This window comes from uncultured Porphyromonas sp., assembly GCF_905372525.1.
Classification (GTDB): domain Bacteria; phylum Bacteroidota; class Bacteroidia; order Bacteroidales; family Porphyromonadaceae; genus Porphyromonas.
This window is the reverse complement of sequence record NZ_CAJPPN010000055.1, coordinates 1-15,028: the sequence shown is the minus strand read 5'-3', so window position 1 is coordinate 15,028 and position 15,028 is coordinate 1. Positions and strand designations below refer to the sequence as shown.

19 protein-coding genes are annotated in these 15,028 nt (G+C 55.9%); 2 read left to right on the top strand and 17 right to left on the bottom strand.

The genetic code is table 11. The features are described 5' to 3' along the window. The first annotated feature begins 553 nt into the window (after window positions 1-553). Both QZ170_RS08495 and QZ170_RS08490 read left to right on the top strand, forming a co-directional pair. The gene (locus tag QZ170_RS08495) at window positions 554-3,598 is read left to right on the top strand and encodes a TonB-dependent receptor (RefSeq protein ID WP_297179886.1); all 3,045 of its coding nucleotides are present in this window, start codon (window positions 554-556) and stop codon (window positions 3,596-3,598) included. Between the two features lie 13 nt (window positions 3,599-3,611). Further along, the gene (locus tag QZ170_RS08490) at window positions 3,612-5,258 is read left to right on the top strand and encodes a RagB/SusD family nutrient uptake outer membrane protein (protein ID WP_297179884.1); all 1,647 of its coding nucleotides are present in this window, start codon (window positions 3,612-3,614) and stop codon (window positions 5,256-5,258) included. A 483-nt stretch (window positions 5,259-5,741) separates the two neighbouring features. On the opposite strand, the gene rpsN is transcribed toward QZ170_RS08490, so the two are convergent. The 17 genes from rpsN to rpsG form a co-directional block, all read right to left on the bottom strand. Further along, window positions 5,742-6,011, bottom strand: a complete 270-nt coding sequence (gene rpsN, locus QZ170_RS08485) for a 30S ribosomal protein S14 (RefSeq protein WP_005468115.1) — start codon at window positions 6,009-6,011, stop codon at window positions 5,742-5,744. 6 nt (window positions 6,012-6,017) lie between these two features. Next, complete coding sequence (gene rplE, locus QZ170_RS08480; protein ID WP_297179881.1) at window positions 6,018-6,578, bottom strand: 50S ribosomal protein L5; 561 nt, start codon at window positions 6,576-6,578, stop codon at window positions 6,018-6,020. Then, complete coding sequence (gene rplX / locus QZ170_RS08475) at window positions 6,578-6,898, bottom strand: 50S ribosomal protein L24 (RefSeq protein WP_297179879.1); 321 nt, start codon at window positions 6,896-6,898, stop codon at window positions 6,578-6,580. Before rplX ends, rplE begins: the two co-directional genes overlap by 1 nt. Window positions 6,899-6,918: 20 nt before the next feature. After that, window positions 6,919-7,284 carry a 50S ribosomal protein L14 gene (gene rplN, locus QZ170_RS08470; protein WP_005468112.1) on the bottom strand — a complete coding sequence of 122 codons (366 nt, stop codon included), beginning with the start codon at window positions 7,282-7,284 and terminating at the stop codon, window positions 6,919-6,921. 3 nt (window positions 7,285-7,287) lie between these two features. Beyond that, complete coding sequence (rpsQ, locus tag QZ170_RS08465) at window positions 7,288-7,545, bottom strand: 30S ribosomal protein S17 (RefSeq protein ID WP_005468111.1); 258 nt, start codon at window positions 7,543-7,545, stop codon at window positions 7,288-7,290. A 12-nt stretch (window positions 7,546-7,557) separates the two neighbouring features. Continuing rightward, complete coding sequence (gene rpmC, locus QZ170_RS08460; protein WP_005468110.1) at window positions 7,558-7,755, bottom strand: 50S ribosomal protein L29; 198 nt, start codon at window positions 7,753-7,755, stop codon at window positions 7,558-7,560. Window positions 7,756-7,763: 8 nt separating this feature from the next. After that, on the bottom strand, window positions 7,764-8,198 hold the full coding sequence (gene rplP / locus QZ170_RS08455; RefSeq protein WP_005468109.1) for a 50S ribosomal protein L16: 435 nt from the start codon (window positions 8,196-8,198) through the stop codon (window positions 7,764-7,766). Window positions 8,199-8,220: 22 nt separating this feature from the next. Further along, window positions 8,221-8,973: a 30S ribosomal protein S3 gene (gene rpsC, locus QZ170_RS08450; RefSeq protein ID WP_005468108.1), complete on the bottom strand. Its 753-nt coding sequence runs from the start codon at window positions 8,971-8,973 to the stop codon at window positions 8,221-8,223. A gap of 5 nt (window positions 8,974-8,978) precedes the next feature. After that, window positions 8,979-9,383: a 50S ribosomal protein L22 gene (gene rplV, locus QZ170_RS08445; protein ID WP_005468107.1), complete on the bottom strand. Its 405-nt coding sequence runs from the start codon at window positions 9,381-9,383 to the stop codon at window positions 8,979-8,981. Between the two features lie 45 nt (window positions 9,384-9,428). After that, a complete protein-coding gene (gene rpsS, locus QZ170_RS08440) occupies window positions 9,429-9,698 on the bottom strand; it encodes a 30S ribosomal protein S19 (protein ID WP_005468106.1) in 270 nt (89 codons plus the stop codon). Between the two features lie 20 nt (window positions 9,699-9,718). After that, entirely contained in the window at window positions 9,719-10,543 is an 825-nt protein-coding gene (rplB, locus tag QZ170_RS08435) for a 50S ribosomal protein L2 (protein WP_005468105.1), read from the bottom strand. Between the two features lie 8 nt (window positions 10,544-10,551). Beyond that, window positions 10,552-10,848: a 50S ribosomal protein L23 gene (gene rplW, locus QZ170_RS08430; RefSeq protein WP_262501576.1), complete on the bottom strand. Its 297-nt coding sequence runs from the start codon at window positions 10,846-10,848 to the stop codon at window positions 10,552-10,554. Between the two features lie 16 nt (window positions 10,849-10,864). After that, window positions 10,865-11,494, bottom strand: coding sequence for a 50S ribosomal protein L4 (rplD, locus tag QZ170_RS08425; protein ID WP_297179872.1), 630 nt, complete (start codon window positions 11,492-11,494; stop codon window positions 10,865-10,867). Continuing rightward, window positions 11,495-12,115, bottom strand: a complete 621-nt coding sequence (gene rplC, locus QZ170_RS08420; RefSeq protein WP_297179870.1) for a 50S ribosomal protein L3 — start codon at window positions 12,113-12,115, stop codon at window positions 11,495-11,497. A gap of 21 nt (window positions 12,116-12,136) precedes the next feature. Continuing rightward, complete coding sequence (gene rpsJ / locus QZ170_RS08415; RefSeq protein WP_005468099.1) at window positions 12,137-12,442, bottom strand: 30S ribosomal protein S10; 306 nt, start codon at window positions 12,440-12,442, stop codon at window positions 12,137-12,139. 20 nt (window positions 12,443-12,462) lie between these two features. Next, complete coding sequence (fusA, locus tag QZ170_RS08410) at window positions 12,463-14,586, bottom strand: elongation factor G (protein WP_297179866.1); 2,124 nt, start codon at window positions 14,584-14,586, stop codon at window positions 12,463-12,465. A 15-nt stretch (window positions 14,587-14,601) separates the two neighbouring features. After that, window positions 14,602-15,028, bottom strand: a 427-nt coding sequence (gene rpsG, locus QZ170_RS08405; protein WP_297179863.1) for a 30S ribosomal protein S7, incomplete at its 5' end; no start/stop codon positions are given.

Sequence of the window (15,028 nt, the reverse complement as noted above, 5' to 3'; positions counted from 1 at the left end):
CTTCCGTCACTATGGGGGAGGGAGAGAGGGATACGGGAGCACCGGAGGCCTAGGGGAAGGACCATCGAGTGTACACCTATTGGAGACAGGCCTCTAGTCTGCTATCTAGGAGGCATGAGTGTACACGCGTGTACACAACTGTATACCCACGTGTACACAACAGTGTACACGCGTGTACACTCCTTCGCTCTAAGTATCTCCCCTACGGAGCCCTCTACGATACCATTCCCGGGGCTAAGCCGAGGCACAGCGAGAGATATGGTTAGGGGCGCACCCTCGGGGCAAGGGCGGCTCCCACGAGAGTAGTAGGGAGGGAAGAGTAGAGAGCGTGGCATACATCGCCACCTGGTGCGTCGGGAGGGGCTGTAGGCAGTGTCTAGTATTTTTTATAAGTTTGAGCCGAAATACGACAGATAGGATACCGCGATGAGCCTCGAGCGAGAGGCGCATCACCCGCCCCCACTCATGACGCCGCCAGGAGGGCGAACACCATGCCACCGAAGCCGAGTGGCATGTAGAGATACCACTATTCAAATTCACAAGACACAAGTGTATGAAGAAAACATTCACCCTTAGGTCTCTCTGGCTCAGTTGGCTACTGATCCTAGCGACCTATCTAGCCCCTCAGCTCATGGCACAGGGGCTGACCATCCACGGCACCGTCGTGGACACCAAGGACGAGCCTATCGTCGGTGCCTCTGTCGTGCTAAAGAAGACTCCCTCAAAGGGTGTCACCACAGACGTCAGTGGCGCATTCACCCTCTCGGGTGTACAAAAGGATGCGATCCTACGCATCAGCTGCGTCGGCTACGAAACACGGGAAGTATCCGTAGCTGGACAGACACCGCTCAAGGTCATCCTCAAGGAGGATGCTAAGCTCCTCGACGATGTCGTCGTCGTGGGCTACGGCACACAGAAGAAGGTTAACCTCTCGGGCTCCGTCACCGCCCTAGACCTCAAGCAGATACAAGCCCGCCCGATACAGAACCTCAGCAACGGTCTGCAGGGGCTCATCCCCGGGCTCACCGTCACCGCCACCAACGGAGCCCCAGGGCTCGACGGCGGTAAGCTCCGTATCCGAGGCACAGGTACCCTGAACAACGCAAATCCCTATATCCTCATCGACGGACTCGAGTCGGGGACGCTCAACATGCTCGACCCAAGCGACATCGAGAGCATCTCGGTACTCAAGGATGCTGCCTCCGCTGCCATCTACGGCTCCAAGGCCGCCAACGGGGTCATTCTCATCACGACCAAGCGAGGGAAGTCCGGCAAGGCCCGTGTCAGCTACTCTGGGAGCGTCGGGATGCAGAGTGCGACCCGACTGATGGAGCGTATGGACTCCTACGAGTATGCCTCGCTCTACAACAAGGTCATGCAGGCCGCGGGGAAGGCTCCACGCTTCTCGGACGATGACCTCCGGAAGTTCAAGGACGGTAGCGACCCCGAGGGACACCCCAATACGGACTGGTACGCACTGGCCTTCCGCACCGCCCTCACCCAGCATCACAACGTCAACGTCAGCGGGGGCTCAGAGCAGGTGCGCTACATGGCCTCGGTCGGCTACCTAGGGCAGACGGGGATCCTCCCCAATGCCAAGCGTAACCAGTTCAACGCTCGTACCAACCTCGACCTCAACCTCAGCCGCCTCATCACGGCTCGCCTCGGTCTCTCCTACATCAAGAACAAGTACGCTGACCCCAACAACGCCTACGTCTCGGGAGGGTCAGACCAGATCATCCGACAGCTGAACATCACCGCCCCCTGGATCCTCGGGCGTAGCAAGGACGGCAAGAGCTGGGGGACGACGGGCGATGGTAACCCTCTAGCGTGGCTCGACTCTGGGCAGACGATCGACCGAGATAACCACAATATCTCCGCCACTGGAGGTATCGACCTCCACGTCCTAGAGGGGCTGACCCTCACGGCCAACGTCGCCTATGTCGCCAGCCTCCAGCACTACAAGGCCTTCGTCCCCTTCATCAAGTACAATAGTCACAAGGTGACCTCGCCCAACAACCTCGATGAGCGGTACTACCTCTGGACTCGTGCCAACCTCGACGCTCTGGCCAACTACACCAAGAGCTTCGGCAAGCACCACCTCAAGGCACTCCTCGGGTGGCACGCTGAGGACTTCCAGACCCAATTCATGCAGGGCAAGCGCAAGAACTTCCCCACGAACGACCTCACCGACCTCAGCGCAGGCTCCTCCTCGACTCAGCAGAACGAAGGGACGACCGGACAGCTACGTATGCTCTCCTGGTTCGGACGTCTGAACTACGACTTCGAGGGCAAGTACCTCCTGGAGGCTAACTTCCGTGCGGATGCCTCCTCCCGCTTCGCCGATGGCTACCGCTGGGGTTACTTCCCCTCCTTCTCCGCTGCCTGGCGTCTCTCCAAGGAAGAGTTCATGCAGCCCCTCTTCCCCGTCCTGAGCGACCTCAAGGTACGTGCCTCGTGGGGGCTCCTAGGGAACCAAGAGGCTCTGAACGACTACTACCCTGCCCTCAACACCTACAACATCGGGGCGACCTATCCCTTCGGTGGCACTCTGACACCGGGCTATGCTCAGACCGACCTCAAGCTAAACAACATCAGCTGGGAGAAGAGCCGTAACGTCGGCGTCGGGCTAGACTTCGGCTTCTTCGCTGGGCGACTGACTGGGTCGATCGACCTCTATACCCGTAAGACGACCGATATCCTCATGAAGGTGGATGTGCCCTCCGAGTTCCCCCTCAAGCCCTACCACGCTAATGTCGGTTCGATGGAGAATAGAGGTGTGGAGGTCGCACTGAACTATCAGACGACCATCGGAGACTGGACACTCGGTGTAGGCGGTAACTTCACCTACAACAAGAATAAGATCCTCAGCCTCGGTGCGAACGAGTACATGAACGGCACTGCCGGTACACGCAATGCCGTCGGACATCCCTTCGAGACCTACTACCTCTACAAGGCTAACGGCCTCTTCCGTAGCAAGGCCGAGGCTGACGAGTTCGTCGCCAAGTATGGCACCCCATTCGGCTCTCGTCCCCAGGCTGGGGATATTCGCTACGTCGACGTCAATGGCGACGGCAAGATCGACGGCAAGGACCGTGTCTACACGAACCCCGTAGAGCCAGCCTATACGTTCGCACTGAACTTCAACCTCGGCTGGCGCTCCTTCGACCTCTCGGCGATGTTTAGCGGTATCGCAGCTGCCTCCCGCCTCTACAGCCCCGAGGTCTTCGGGACCTTCGCTGGCGACACGGGACACCCCTCTACGGAGTGGCGCAAGGCTTGGAGCCCAGAGAACCCCTCGGGCACGATGCCCAGGACCTACCTCAGCGGGCAGGCTAGCCACAATGAGGTCAGTTCGACCTTCTGGCTACAGAACACGCACTACCTTCGTCTGAAGAACCTCCAGCTAGGCTACACCCTGCCCAAGAGCCTCCTAGCGAGCCTCGGCGTATCCTCCGCCCGTGTGTACTACTCGGCCGAGAACCTCCTGACGCTGGACAACATGCGTGGCAACATCGACCCCGAGGCGACCAGCCAACGACTCTCCTCCTACCCCCTACTGCGCACGCACTCCCTGGGGCTGAATGTATCCTTCTAATGTGACTACGATCATGAACAATCTATATAAGTACCTACTAGCTGGTCTGCTGACCGCTGGTAGCGTCTCCTGCTCTGGCTTCCTCGACACAGCACCCCGTAGCCAGCTCTCGCAGAAGACTACCTGGAAGACCGCAGAGGACGCAGAGAAGTTCCTCGTCGGCTGCTACGACGGCTGGGAGAGTGGATCGACAATCCTCTACATGGACTGTCTATCGGACTTCGGCTTCAGCTTCCATACTCATGAGGGCTTTAGAGCTATCGGTAATGGTACGATGAGCCCCAGCAACCCCGGCGCCTCCTTCTACGGCTACGCAATCATCGGTCGCTGTAACCTCCTACTGAAGCAGATCGAGCAGATCCCCTCTATCCCCGAGGCTCAGAAGAAGCGGATCATCGCCGAGGCCAAGGTCATCCGTGCCTACCAGTACTTCACGATGAACTTCCTCTACGGTGGTGTGCCCATCATTGACCTCCCACAGAATGCCGACGAAGCCCGCCTCCCCCGCAAGAGCGAGGCCGAGATACGCACCTACATCGCCAAGGACCTCGACGAGGCGATCCCCGACCTACAGACCTCTGTCCCCCGTGGCCGACTCGGCAAGGGCGCAGCCCTAGCACTACGGATGCGTGAGGCTCTCTACTATGGCGACTGGCAGCTGGCCAAGGACAAGGCTCAGGAGATCATCAGCCTCGGCATCTACAGCCTAGAGCCCAGCTATCAGAAGCTCTTCACCGTAGCGGGCCAAGGCTCCCCTGAGATCATCGCCGCCGTCCAGTACCTAGAGACGGTCAAGCCCCTCGATACCTCCATCGGCTCGATGCTCAATAACTCGGTCGGGGGATGGTCGTCCATGGTCCCCACGGCCAACCTCGTCAATACCTACGAGATGAAGAGTGGCCTGACCACAGACGAGGCAGGCTCGGGCTACGACCCTACCCACCCCTTCAAGGATCGTGACCCTCGCCTCGGGATGACCATTTGCTTCCCAGGAGCGAACTACATCACCCCCGAGGGGAAGACCGCTATCTACAACTCCCTCGACCAGACTCTCCCCGGGGGAAAGAAGAACGAGGACTTCCCCGAGAGTGCCAACAACAGCTCCAAGACGGGACTCACCTGGAATAAGTACACCTACCCAGCCAACCAGTATGCCGATATGTGGGCGACGAACGCTAGCCCCATCGTCTTCCGCTACGCTGAGGTGCTCCTCTCCTACGCTGAGGCCGAGAACGAGCTACACGGCCCCTCGGCAGACGTCTACGCCAAGATCAACCTCGTGCGCCAGCGTGCAGGGATGCCCGTCGTAGACCAAGCCAAGTATGCGACCAAGGAGAAGCTCCGTGAGCTGATCCATCGGGAGCGTGCGGTAGAGTTCGCAGGCGAAGGCCTTCGTCGTGCCGACATCCTCCGCTGGAAGGGCACTGACGGCAAGATGCTCGCCGAGACTGTCCTCAATGGCCCGCTAGAGCGCATGGTCGGCACGGTCAATCCCGCAGGTTCAGACCCCGAGACACGAGCCACGATCAACCCCAGTGCTCCGGCTAGTGCCAAGCTGGTAGAGAGTCGCACCTTCCGTCCACACTTCCGCTACCTACCGATCCCGCAGTGGGTACTTGACCGCAACCCCCACTTCGGGCGCAATAACCCCGGCTACTAGCCCCTCCAGCTAGTAGCATACAGCACAGAGCCCCTAGCTCCGAGTGGAGCTAGGGGCTCTGTGTTTGTTTGTAGGGGATCTACGTCGCCTTACCTACAAGGCCGGGCACATACCCCATGATTTCTTTGGGATCTTACCCTCATCCTCTGGCCTCTCTGAATAAGAATCCCCTCAGGAGCTCCTCCGTCTACGTCGAGTATAGGCTATCCTCGCCTTCTTAGTCAATCGTCTGTATCGTTCGTATAGGAAGCCAGTATATCAGGATACCTCTCACACTCCAGAATGAAGGAGCTATCCATTAGTAGCGTATATTTATACCCTGAGGGAAGAGGGTCTGTGCGTATTTGGATTTGGTATAGGGGACTGCTTCAGTGGGAAGGGTTGTCTCCCCTCAAAAACAATTCACCACATCGTACCCTGTGCGAGGTGCGATGTGGTGAATGGGACCGCAGGGACTAGGGTGCCCCTACGGTGAGGATGTGACTACCAGCTGGCCTTCTTCACACCAGGGATGAGACCGGCAGATGCCATCTCACGGAACTGGATACGAGAAATGCCGAACTGACGCATATAGCCCTTAGGACGCCCCGTCATGCTGCAGCGGTTGTGCAGGCGTACGGGAGAAGCATTGCGAGGCAGAGCCTGTAGTGCTTCGTAGTTCCCCTCAGCCTTGAGCTGAGCACGCTTGGCAGCATACTTAGCGACGAGCTTTGCACGCTTTACTTCGCGTGCCTTCATTGATTCCTTTGCCATAGTATCTTAGTTGCCTTTCTTAGCGTTCTTGAATGGAAGACCAAACTCCTTGAGTAGAGCGTAGCCCTCTTCGTCAGACTCAGCCGAGGTAACGAACGTGATGTTCATTCCCAGGATCTTCGTGATGCCATCGAGGTTGATCTCGGGGAAGATGATCTGCTCGCTGATACCGAGGGTATAGTTCCCACGGCCATCGAACTTGCTTTCGATTCCCTTGAAGTCACGGATACGAGGCAGAGCGATGCGGATCAGACGCTCGAGGAACTCGTACATCTGCTCGCGGCGCAGCGTCACCATGACACCGATAGGCATCTTCTTACGAAGCTTGAAGTTGGAGATATCCTTCTTGGAGACCGTTGCTACAGCCTTCTGCCCAGTGATGGCAGTGAGTTCGGCGATAGCTACATCGATAATCTTCTTATCGGCAGTAGCGATACCGAGACCCTGGTTGATGACGATCTTCTTGAGGACAGGCACCTGCATGCGGGACTTGTACCCAAACTGCTCGATGAGGATGGGTACGATGCGTTCCTTATATTCGTTCTTTAGACTTGCCGTATTGCTCATTACTTGATCTCCTCTCCTGACTTTTTGGAATAACGAACTAGCTTACCTTCGTCATTGAGGCGACGACCGACACGCGTAGCCTTACCCGTACTAGGATCTAGTAGGTTCAGCTTAGCGATGTGGATAGGAGCTTCCTTCTTCTCGATGCCCCCCTGAGGGTTCTTTGCGCTTGGCTTAGCGTGCTTAGCGACGACGGCGACGCCCTCGACGATGGCGCGCTGCTTATCGACGAGGACCTCGAGTACACGACCCGTCTTGCCCTTGTCTACGCCACTGAGGACGACGACCTGGTCGCCCTTCTTGATATGTAACTTACTCATTTCTACTTTCGTCTTTAGGATTAGAGGACTTCAGGCGCCAGAGAAACGATCTTCATATTCACTGCACGTAGCTCACGAGCCACTGGGCCGAAGATACGGCTACCGCGCATTTCGCCAGCAGCGTTGAGGAGGACGCAAGCATTGTCATCGAAGCGGATGTAGGAGCCGTCGGGGCGACGAACTTCCTTCTTGGTGCGGACGATGATAGCCTTGGAGACGACACCCTTCTTCAGGTCAGAGGAGGGGATAACGCTCTTGACAGCTACGACGATAATATCTCCGACAGAGGCATAGCGGCGGCGTGTGCCCCCGAGGACACGGATGCAGAGAGCCTCCTTGGCGCCGCTATTATCTGCTACTACTAGTCTTGATTCTTGCTGGATCATATACTACTTAGCTCTTTCGATGATGCTGACTAGTCTCCATCTCTTAGTGCGTGAGAGGGGACGAGTCTCCATGATACGGACTGTATCGCCGATGTTGCACTCGTTTCTCTCATCGTGGGCATGGTACTTCTTCGTCTTGTTGACGAACTTACCATAGATAGGGTGCTTTTCCTTCCACTTGACAGCGACCGTGATAGTCTTATCCATCTTATTGGAAGAAACAACGCCTACACGTTCTTTTCTTAATCTTCTCTGTTCCATCGGGAGGATACATTAATTGTTGTTGAGTTCGCGCTCACGAAGGATCGTCTTCATCTGAGCGATGCTACGACGTAGCTGACGGATCGCAGCAGGGTTATCTGCTGGAGTGACAGCGTGGTCGATGCGCTTCTTGTCGTAAGCCGCTTCTTCGGCTACCACACGCTCCTGTAGCTCGGGCGTGGTAAGCGCCTTGATCTCTGCTAACTTCATCTCTACTATTACAGGTTAGTGTTGGACATATCGTAGTCACGACGGACGACGAACTTCGTGGTTACGGGGAGCTTCTGCGCAGCGAGGCGGAGAGCTTCCTTAGCGACTTCGAAGGATACCCCTTCGATCTCGAAGAGCATACGCCCTGGGGTAACGTTGGCTACGAAGCCTTCGGGCGAACCCTTACCCTTACCCATTCGGACGTCAGCAGGCTTCTTCGTGATGGGCTTGTCGGGGAAGATACGTACCCAGACCTGACCCTGACGCTGCATATAGCGAGTCACTGCGATACGAGCGGCTTCGATCTGACGACCGGTGATCCAGCGTGTACCGAGAGACTTGATACCGAAAGAACCGAAGGCGAGCTGGTTGCCACGCTGAGCATTACCCTTGGCGCGACCCTTCTGGACTCTTCTAAACTTAGTTTTCTTAGGTTGTAACATTGCTGTCTTCTGTTCTTATACGTTAGCGATTACCCCCTCTTCTGCCACCACGGGCATCACGACGACCGCCTTCACGGCGATCACGGCCACCGTCACGACGAGCGCCATGACCGGGCTGAGGGTTGGTGAACGAAGGAGCTAGGTCACGCTTGCCGTAGACTTCACCCTTGCAGATCCACACCTTGATACCGAGGATACCGACCTTGGTCAGTGCTTCTGCACGAGCATAGTCGATGTCAGCACGTAGGGTGTGCAGGGGAGTACGTCCTTCCTTGTACATCTCAGAACGAGCGATTTCGGCACCGTTCAGACGGCCAGAGATCTGGACCTTGATGCCCTCGGCACCACCACGCATAGCGGCACCGATGGCGCCCTTGACAGCACGGCGGTAAGCGATCTTGCCCTCGAGCTGACGAGCGATGTTATCGGCTACGATAGCAGCATCGATATCGGGGCGACGGACTTCGTAGATATTGATCTGGACGTCCTTGTTGGTGATCTTCTTGAGCTCTTCCTTGAGCGTATCTACATCCTGACCGCCCTTACCGATGACGACACCGGGACGAGCAGTACAGATCGTGATAGTGACGTGCTTGAGGGCACGCTCGATGACGATACGAGAGACACTTGCCTTGGCCAGACGGACGCTCAGGTAGCGACGAAGACGGCTATCTTCGAGGAGCTTATCGCCGTACTTGTTCCCGCCGTACCAGTTGGAATCCCATCCACGGATGTATCCCAAACGATTGCTTATAGGATTAATCTTTTGTCCCATCTGGTTTAGTTCTCTTTATTATTTAGTGAATCGACAACGATCGTGACGTGGTTCGAACGCTTGCGGATGCGATACCCACGACCCTGAGGGGCGGGGCGCATACGCTTGAGCGTAGCTGCTCCATCGACGAAGATGCGAGAGATATAGAGCTCTCCATCCTCGGCCTTGCGTCCGTTCTTCTCTTCCCAGTTAGCGATAGCAGAGCGGAGGAGCTTCTCCACGCGAGCTGCAGCTTCCTTGTTAGAGAACTTGAGCACCCCGAGGGCACGACCTACCTCCATACCACGTACGAGGTCAGCCACTAGACGCATCTTACGAGGCGACGTGGGGACGTTACGCAGCGAGGCGAAGTAGGTATTCTTCAGGGCTTGCTTTCTTTCTTCGGCTGATATTTTCTTTCTTGCACCCATTGTTTCTTAATCTTACTTAAAGGTCTGAATTACTCAACAGCCGAATTACTTCTTCTTGTTACCGCCATGACCACGGAAGGTACGGGTGGGAGAGAACTCTCCGAGCTTGTGGCCGACCATGTTCTCCGTGATGAAGACAGGGATGAACTTGTTCCCGTTGTGAACGGCAATCGTATGACCGACGAAGTCAGGGCTGATCATCGAGGCGCGAGCCCAAGTCTTGATGACGGACTTCTTGCCCGATTCATTCATCGCCAAGACCTTCTTCTCGAGCTTGAGGTGGATATATGGACCTTTCTTTAGTGAACGACTCATAATTCTGTTGGTTTAATCGATTACTTCTTACGTCTCTCGATGATGTACTTCGACGAGTGCTTCTTAGGAGCACGGGTCTTTAGGCCCTTAGAGTAGAGACCTGTACGTGAGCGTGGGTGACCACCAGAGGCACGACCTTCACCACCACCCATGGGGTGATCGACAGGGTTCATGACGACACCTCGGTTGTGAGGACGGCGACCGAGCCAGCGGCTGCGACCTGCCTTACCCGAACGCTCGAGGGCGTGGTCTGAGTTACCTACGCTACCGATAGTAGCCTTGCAAGCGGAGAGGATGCGGCGGGTTTCACCCGAAGGCATCTTGATGACCGCATAGAGACCTTCGCGAGAAGTAAGCTGAGCGAAGACACCCGCAGAGCGGACCATCTTAGCTCCCTGACCTGGACGAAGCTCGATATTGTGGATGATCGTACCGACAGGGATGTTAGCCAGTGGGAGGCTATTCCCTACCTCAGGTGCTGCTTCAGCACCCGACATCACTTGCTGACCTACCTGCAGGCCGTTAGGAGCGAGGATATAAGCCTTCGCGCCATCGGCATAGTACAGCAGAGCGATACGAGCCGTACGATTGGGGTCGTACTCGATGCTCTTGACTGTAGCAGGGATACCGTCCTTGTTCCTCTTGAAGTCGATCAGACGAAGCTTCTGCTTGTGACCACCACCGATGTAGCGCATGGTCATCTTACCGGTGTTGTTACGACCGCCAGACTTTCTCTTACCGACTACAAGGGACTTCTCTGGTGCGCTGGCAGTGATGTTATCGAACGCACCAATAACCTTATGTCTTTGCCCCGGGCTTGTGGGCTTTAGTTTACGTATTGCCATTGTTCAGCTTAGATATTAGCGTAAAAGTCGATGGTCTGTCCCTTCTCGAGGGTCACGATCGCCTTCTTGAAGGCAGCGACCTTACCACGGATCAGTCCGCTCTTGGTATAGCGAGCCTTACGCTTGCCGCTGTAGTTTACCGTGTTTACACTCTCGACCTTTACTTGATACAGAGCCTCGATCGCCTTCTTGATCTCGACCTTGTTGGCATCGGGAGAGACGCGGAAGACGTAGCGCTCAGCTGTCTTCTCCGTCAGGGCTGTTGTCTTCTCCGTGATAACGGGCTTGATGATAATTCCCATGATTCTTTTCTCCTTATGATTATGCCTTGAGCTGTTCGTTGATCACAGCAACAGCAGCCTCCGTCAGGACGAGCTTCTTGCAGTCAAGCACCGAGTAGGTGTTGAGCTGGAAGGCGTTCATCACACGAGCCGTGCGGATGTTGCGCGAAGAGAGTACGAGGTTGTCAGAGAGGGTCTCTACGACGAAGAGAGCCTTCTTGTCTGCCACCTGGAGCGCCTCGGAGAGAGCGACGAAGTCCTTAGTCTTCGGTGCTGCTAGCTCGAAGTTCTCGATGACGATGATCTCCTGCTTCTGAGCCTTGTAGGTGAGGGCAGAGCGGCGAGCTAGAGCCTTCACCTTCTTGTTCAGCTTGAAGCTGTAGTCACGGGGCGTAGGGCCGAAGACACGACCACCACCGACGAGCACGGGGGAGTTGATGTCCCCACGACGAGCGCCACCGCCGCCCTTCTGGCGGATGAGCTTACGGGTACTCCCCGAGATCTCGCTACGCTCCTTTGACTTATGCGTACCCTGACGCTGGTTGGCCAGATACTGCTTTACGTCCAAGTAAATGGCGTGGTCGTTAGGCTCGACAGCAAAGACGGCATCATCGAGCGTGATCTTGCGACCCGTATCCTCTCCCTTGATGTTATATACACTCAGTTCCATTTACTTCTCGATTGCAATGATTGAACCTTTAGCACCGGGCACACTACCCTTCAGCAGAAGGAGGTTGTGCTCGGGCATTACCTTGATCACCTCGAGGTTCTGAACGGTCACACGCTCATTACCTGTCTGACCCGCCATACGTGTCCCCTTGAAGACCTTAGCTGGGTACGAGCACGCACCTACAGAACCGGGAGCACGAAGACGGTTGTGCTGACCGTGGGTAGACTGACCGACACCGCCGAAGCCGTGACGCTTGACGACCCCTTGGAATCCCTTACCCTTAGAGGTACCGATGACGTCTACGAAGACAGTGCCCTCGAAGAAGTTGACATCGATCACATCACCCAGATGGTACTGGGCGATATCGAACCCCTTGAACTCGGCCAAGTGTCTCTTGGCGGCAACGCCTGCCTTCTGGAAGTGACCCTGAAGCGGCTTGGACGTGTGCTTTTCCTTTGCATCAACGAACCCAAGCTGTAGAGCTTCGTAGCCATCCTTTTCCAGGGACTTGATCTGCGTTACCACGCAAGGACCTACTTCGATAACAGTGCATGGGATGTTCTTCCCCTCGGCACTGAATACGGATGTCATTCCGATTTTCTTTCCTAATAAACCTGGCATTTCAGTTTCTTATTTAGTTGATCACACCTTGATTTCTACTTCTACACCGCTGGGGAGCTCGAGCTTCATTAGCGCATCGATGGTCTCTGCCGTGGAGTTGTAGATATCGATGAGTCGCTTGTAGGAGCTAAGCTCGAACTGCTCGCGGCTCTTCTTGTTGACGAAGGTCGAGCGGTTCACCGTGAAGATACGCTTGTGCGTAGGCAGGGGAATAGGTCCGCTGACTACAGCTCCAGAGGCCTTGACGGTCTTGACGATCTTCTCTGCCGACTTGTCGAGCAGCGTGTGATCGTACGACTTCAACTTGATTCTAATCTTTTGGCTCATATCTCTAGTTGTAATACTATTTACTTGATCAGATCTACACGACCGCCGACTTCCTCTAGGACCTGACGTGCGATAGACGAGGACACGGGTTCGTAGTGAGAGAAGGTCATCGAGGACGTGGCACGACCAGAGGTGATCGTACGTAGGCTCGTCACATAACCAAACATCTCAGCCAGAGGCACAGATGCCTTCACCAGACGAGCGCCTGATGGCGTGCTGTCCATACCCTCTACAGAGCCACGACGCTTGTTCAGGTCACCGATCACATCACCCATGTTTTCCTCAGGCGTATCGACCTCTAGGTGCATGATAGGCTCGAGGAGGACAGGACCAGCCTGAGCGCAGGCATTCTTGAACGCCTGGATAGCACAGATCTCGAAGGAGAGCTGGTCAGAGTCCACGGGGTGGAACGAACCGTCGAGGAGCGTTACCTTCAGCTTGTCCACAGCGTAGCCAGCGAGCACACCATTGGCCATAGCCTTCTGGAAGCCCTTCTGTACGGAGGGGATGAATTCCTTAGGTACGTTACCGCCCTTGACTTCGTCTACGAACTGTAGGTCGCCTTCGAAGCCTTCGTCAGCGGGCTCTACACGTACGATGATGTCAGCGAACTTACCACGACCACCGGTCTGCTTCTTGTACACTTCGCGGAGCTCGACGGGCTTCGTGATAGCTTCCTTGTAGGACACCTGGGGCTTACCCTGGTTAGCCTCTACCTTGAACTCACGCTTCAGACGGTCGATGATGATCTCTAGGTGGAGCTCACCCATACCGCTGATGACGGTCTGACCGGTCTCTTCGTTGGTCTGTACACGGAAGGTGGGGTCTTCTTCGGCGAGCTTAGCCAGACCGACACCCATCTTGTCCATATCCTTCTGCGTCTTAGGCTCGACAGCGATACCGATAACGGGCTCGGGGAAGTCGATCGACTCGAGGACGATGGGGTTCTCTTCGTCACAGAGCGTGTCACCCGTACGGATGTCCTTGAAGCCTACACCGGCACCGATGTCACCGCAGCCGATGACCTCCATGGGGTTCTGCTTGTTGGAGTGCATCTGGAAGAGGCGTGAGATACGCTCCTTCTTCTCTGAGCGAGAGTTGTAGACGTAGGAGCCTGCGGGGAGCTCACCGGCATAGACACGGAAGAAGCAGAGGCGACCTACGTAGGGGTCGGTAGCGATCTTGAACGCAAGAGCGGTCAGAGGAGAGCTGGGGTCGACCTTGCGGACGATCTCCTTCTCTGGATCACGTGGGTCGGTACCGATGACCTCGGGGTTGTCCATTGGGCTGGGCAGGTAGGCTGCGACAGCGTCGAGGAGCGTCTGTACCCCCTTGTTCTTGAAGGACGAACCGCAGAGCATGGGGTTGATCTTCATCGCGAGCGTACCCTTACGTAGGGCGGCACGGATCTCAGCCTCGGTGATCGTGGAGGGATCATCGAAGTACTTCTCCATCAGGACATCGTCACAGTCAGCGAGCGTCTCGAGCATCTTGTCGCGCCATTCTTCGGCCTCGGCCTGGAGCTCAGCGGGGATGTCGATCGTGTCGTAGTGAGAGCCCATCGTCTCGTCGTCCCAGACCAGAGCCTTCATCGTCACGAGGTCTACGACCCCACGGAAGGTCTCTTCCTGACCGACAGGGATCTGGATAGGACATGGAGTAGCCCCTAGGATGGTCTTGATCTGGCGGACAACCTCAAAGAAGTTGGCCCCCGAGCGGTCCATCTTATTTACGTAGCAGATACGGGGTACACGATACTTGTCGGCCTGACGCCATACCGTCTCACTCTGAGGCTGTACACCACCCACTGCGCAGAAGGTAGCTACTGCACCATCGAGGATACGGAGCGAACGCTCTACCTCTACGGTGAAGTCCACGTGCCCTGGGGTGTCGATCAGGTTGATCTTGTACTTCGTATTGTCGTAGTTCCAGAAGGTCGTCGTAGCAGCAGAGGTGATCGTGATCCCACGCTCCTGCTCCTGCTCCATCCAGTCCATCGTGGCACCCCCGTCATGTACTTCACCGATCTTGTGGGTAAGACCCGTGTAGAAGAGGATACGTTCGGACGTGGTCGTCTTCCCGGCATCGATGTGAGCCATGATGCCGATATTTCTCGTAAGTTCTAGGTGTTTGTGGTCAGCCATTGTCTTTTGCCTTTCTTAGAATCTGAAGTGAGCAAATGCACGGTTGGCTTCAGCCATACGGTGCATATCTTCCTTACGCTTGAAGGCAGCACCCTGGCTATTGAAAGCATCCACGATCTCTGCTGCGAGCTTATCGGCCATGGTCTTGCCACCACGCTTGCGAGCATAGAGGATGAGGTTCTTCATAGAGATAGACTCTTTACGCTCGGGGCGGATCTCCGTTGGCACCTGGAAGGTAGCACCACCGATACGGCGGCTCTTTACTTCTACCTGAGGAGTGATGTTGTCAAGAGCGGCCTTCCAGATCTCGAGCGGAGTCTTGTCCTCCTGCTGGATCTTCTTGCCGACGATCTCAAGCGCGGTATAGAAGATATCGAAGGCGATGCCCTTCTTACCGTCGTACATCAGGTGATTAACGAACTTCGTCACCTTTACGTCACCA

What these genes read in the sequence shown, in the direction of transcription:
- QZ170_RS08495 (WP_297179886.1), top strand. Translation starts at nt 554, where the DNA reads ATGAAGAAAACATTCACCCTTAGGTCTCTCTGGCTCAGTTGGCTACTG.
- rpsN (WP_005468115.1), bottom strand. Translation starts at nt 6,011, where the DNA reads ATGGCAAAGGAATCAATGAAGGCACGCGAAGTAAAGCGTGCAAAGCTC.
- rpsQ (WP_005468111.1), bottom strand. Translation starts at nt 7,545, where the DNA reads ATGGAACAGAGAAGATTAAGAAAAGAACGTGTAGGCGTTGTTTCTTCC.
- rplE (WP_297179881.1), bottom strand. Translation starts at nt 6,578, where the DNA reads ATGAGCAATACGGCAAGTCTAAAGAACGAATATAAGGAACGCATCGTA.
- rplV (WP_005468107.1), bottom strand. Translation starts at nt 9,383, where the DNA reads ATGGGTGCAAGAAAGAAAATATCAGCCGAAGAAAGAAAGCAAGCCCTG.
- rplX (WP_297179879.1), bottom strand. Translation starts at nt 6,898, where the DNA reads ATGAGTAAGTTACATATCAAGAAGGGCGACCAGGTCGTCGTCCTCAGT.
- rpsJ (WP_005468099.1), bottom strand. Translation starts at nt 12,442, where the DNA reads ATGAGCCAAAAGATTAGAATCAAGTTGAAGTCGTACGATCACACGCTG.
- rpsC (WP_005468108.1), bottom strand. Translation starts at nt 8,973, where the DNA reads ATGGGACAAAAGATTAATCCTATAAGCAATCGTTTGGGATACATCCGT.
- QZ170_RS08490 (WP_297179884.1), top strand. Translation starts at nt 3,612, where the DNA reads ATGAACAATCTATATAAGTACCTACTAGCTGGTCTGCTGACCGCTGGT.
- rplC (WP_297179870.1), bottom strand. Translation starts at nt 12,115, where the DNA reads ATGCCAGGTTTATTAGGAAAGAAAATCGGAATGACATCCGTATTCAGT.
- rpmC (WP_005468110.1), bottom strand. Translation starts at nt 7,755, where the DNA reads ATGAAGTTAGCAGAGATCAAGGCGCTTACCACGCCCGAGCTACAGGAG.
- rplD (WP_297179872.1), bottom strand. Translation starts at nt 11,494, where the DNA reads ATGGAACTGAGTGTATATAACATCAAGGGAGAGGATACGGGTCGCAAG.
- rplB (WP_005468105.1), bottom strand. Translation starts at nt 10,543, where the DNA reads ATGGCAATACGTAAACTAAAGCCCACAAGCCCGGGGCAAAGACATAAG.
- rplP (WP_005468109.1), bottom strand. Translation starts at nt 8,198, where the DNA reads ATGTTACAACCTAAGAAAACTAAGTTTAGAAGAGTCCAGAAGGGTCGC.
- rplN (WP_005468112.1), bottom strand. Translation starts at nt 7,284, where the DNA reads ATGATCCAGCAAGAATCAAGACTAGTAGTAGCAGATAATAGCGGCGCC.
- fusA (WP_297179866.1), bottom strand. Translation starts at nt 14,586, where the DNA reads ATGGCTGACCACAAACACCTAGAACTTACGAGAAATATCGGCATCATG.
- rpsS (WP_005468106.1), bottom strand. Translation starts at nt 9,698, where the DNA reads ATGAGTCGTTCACTAAAGAAAGGTCCATATATCCACCTCAAGCTCGAG.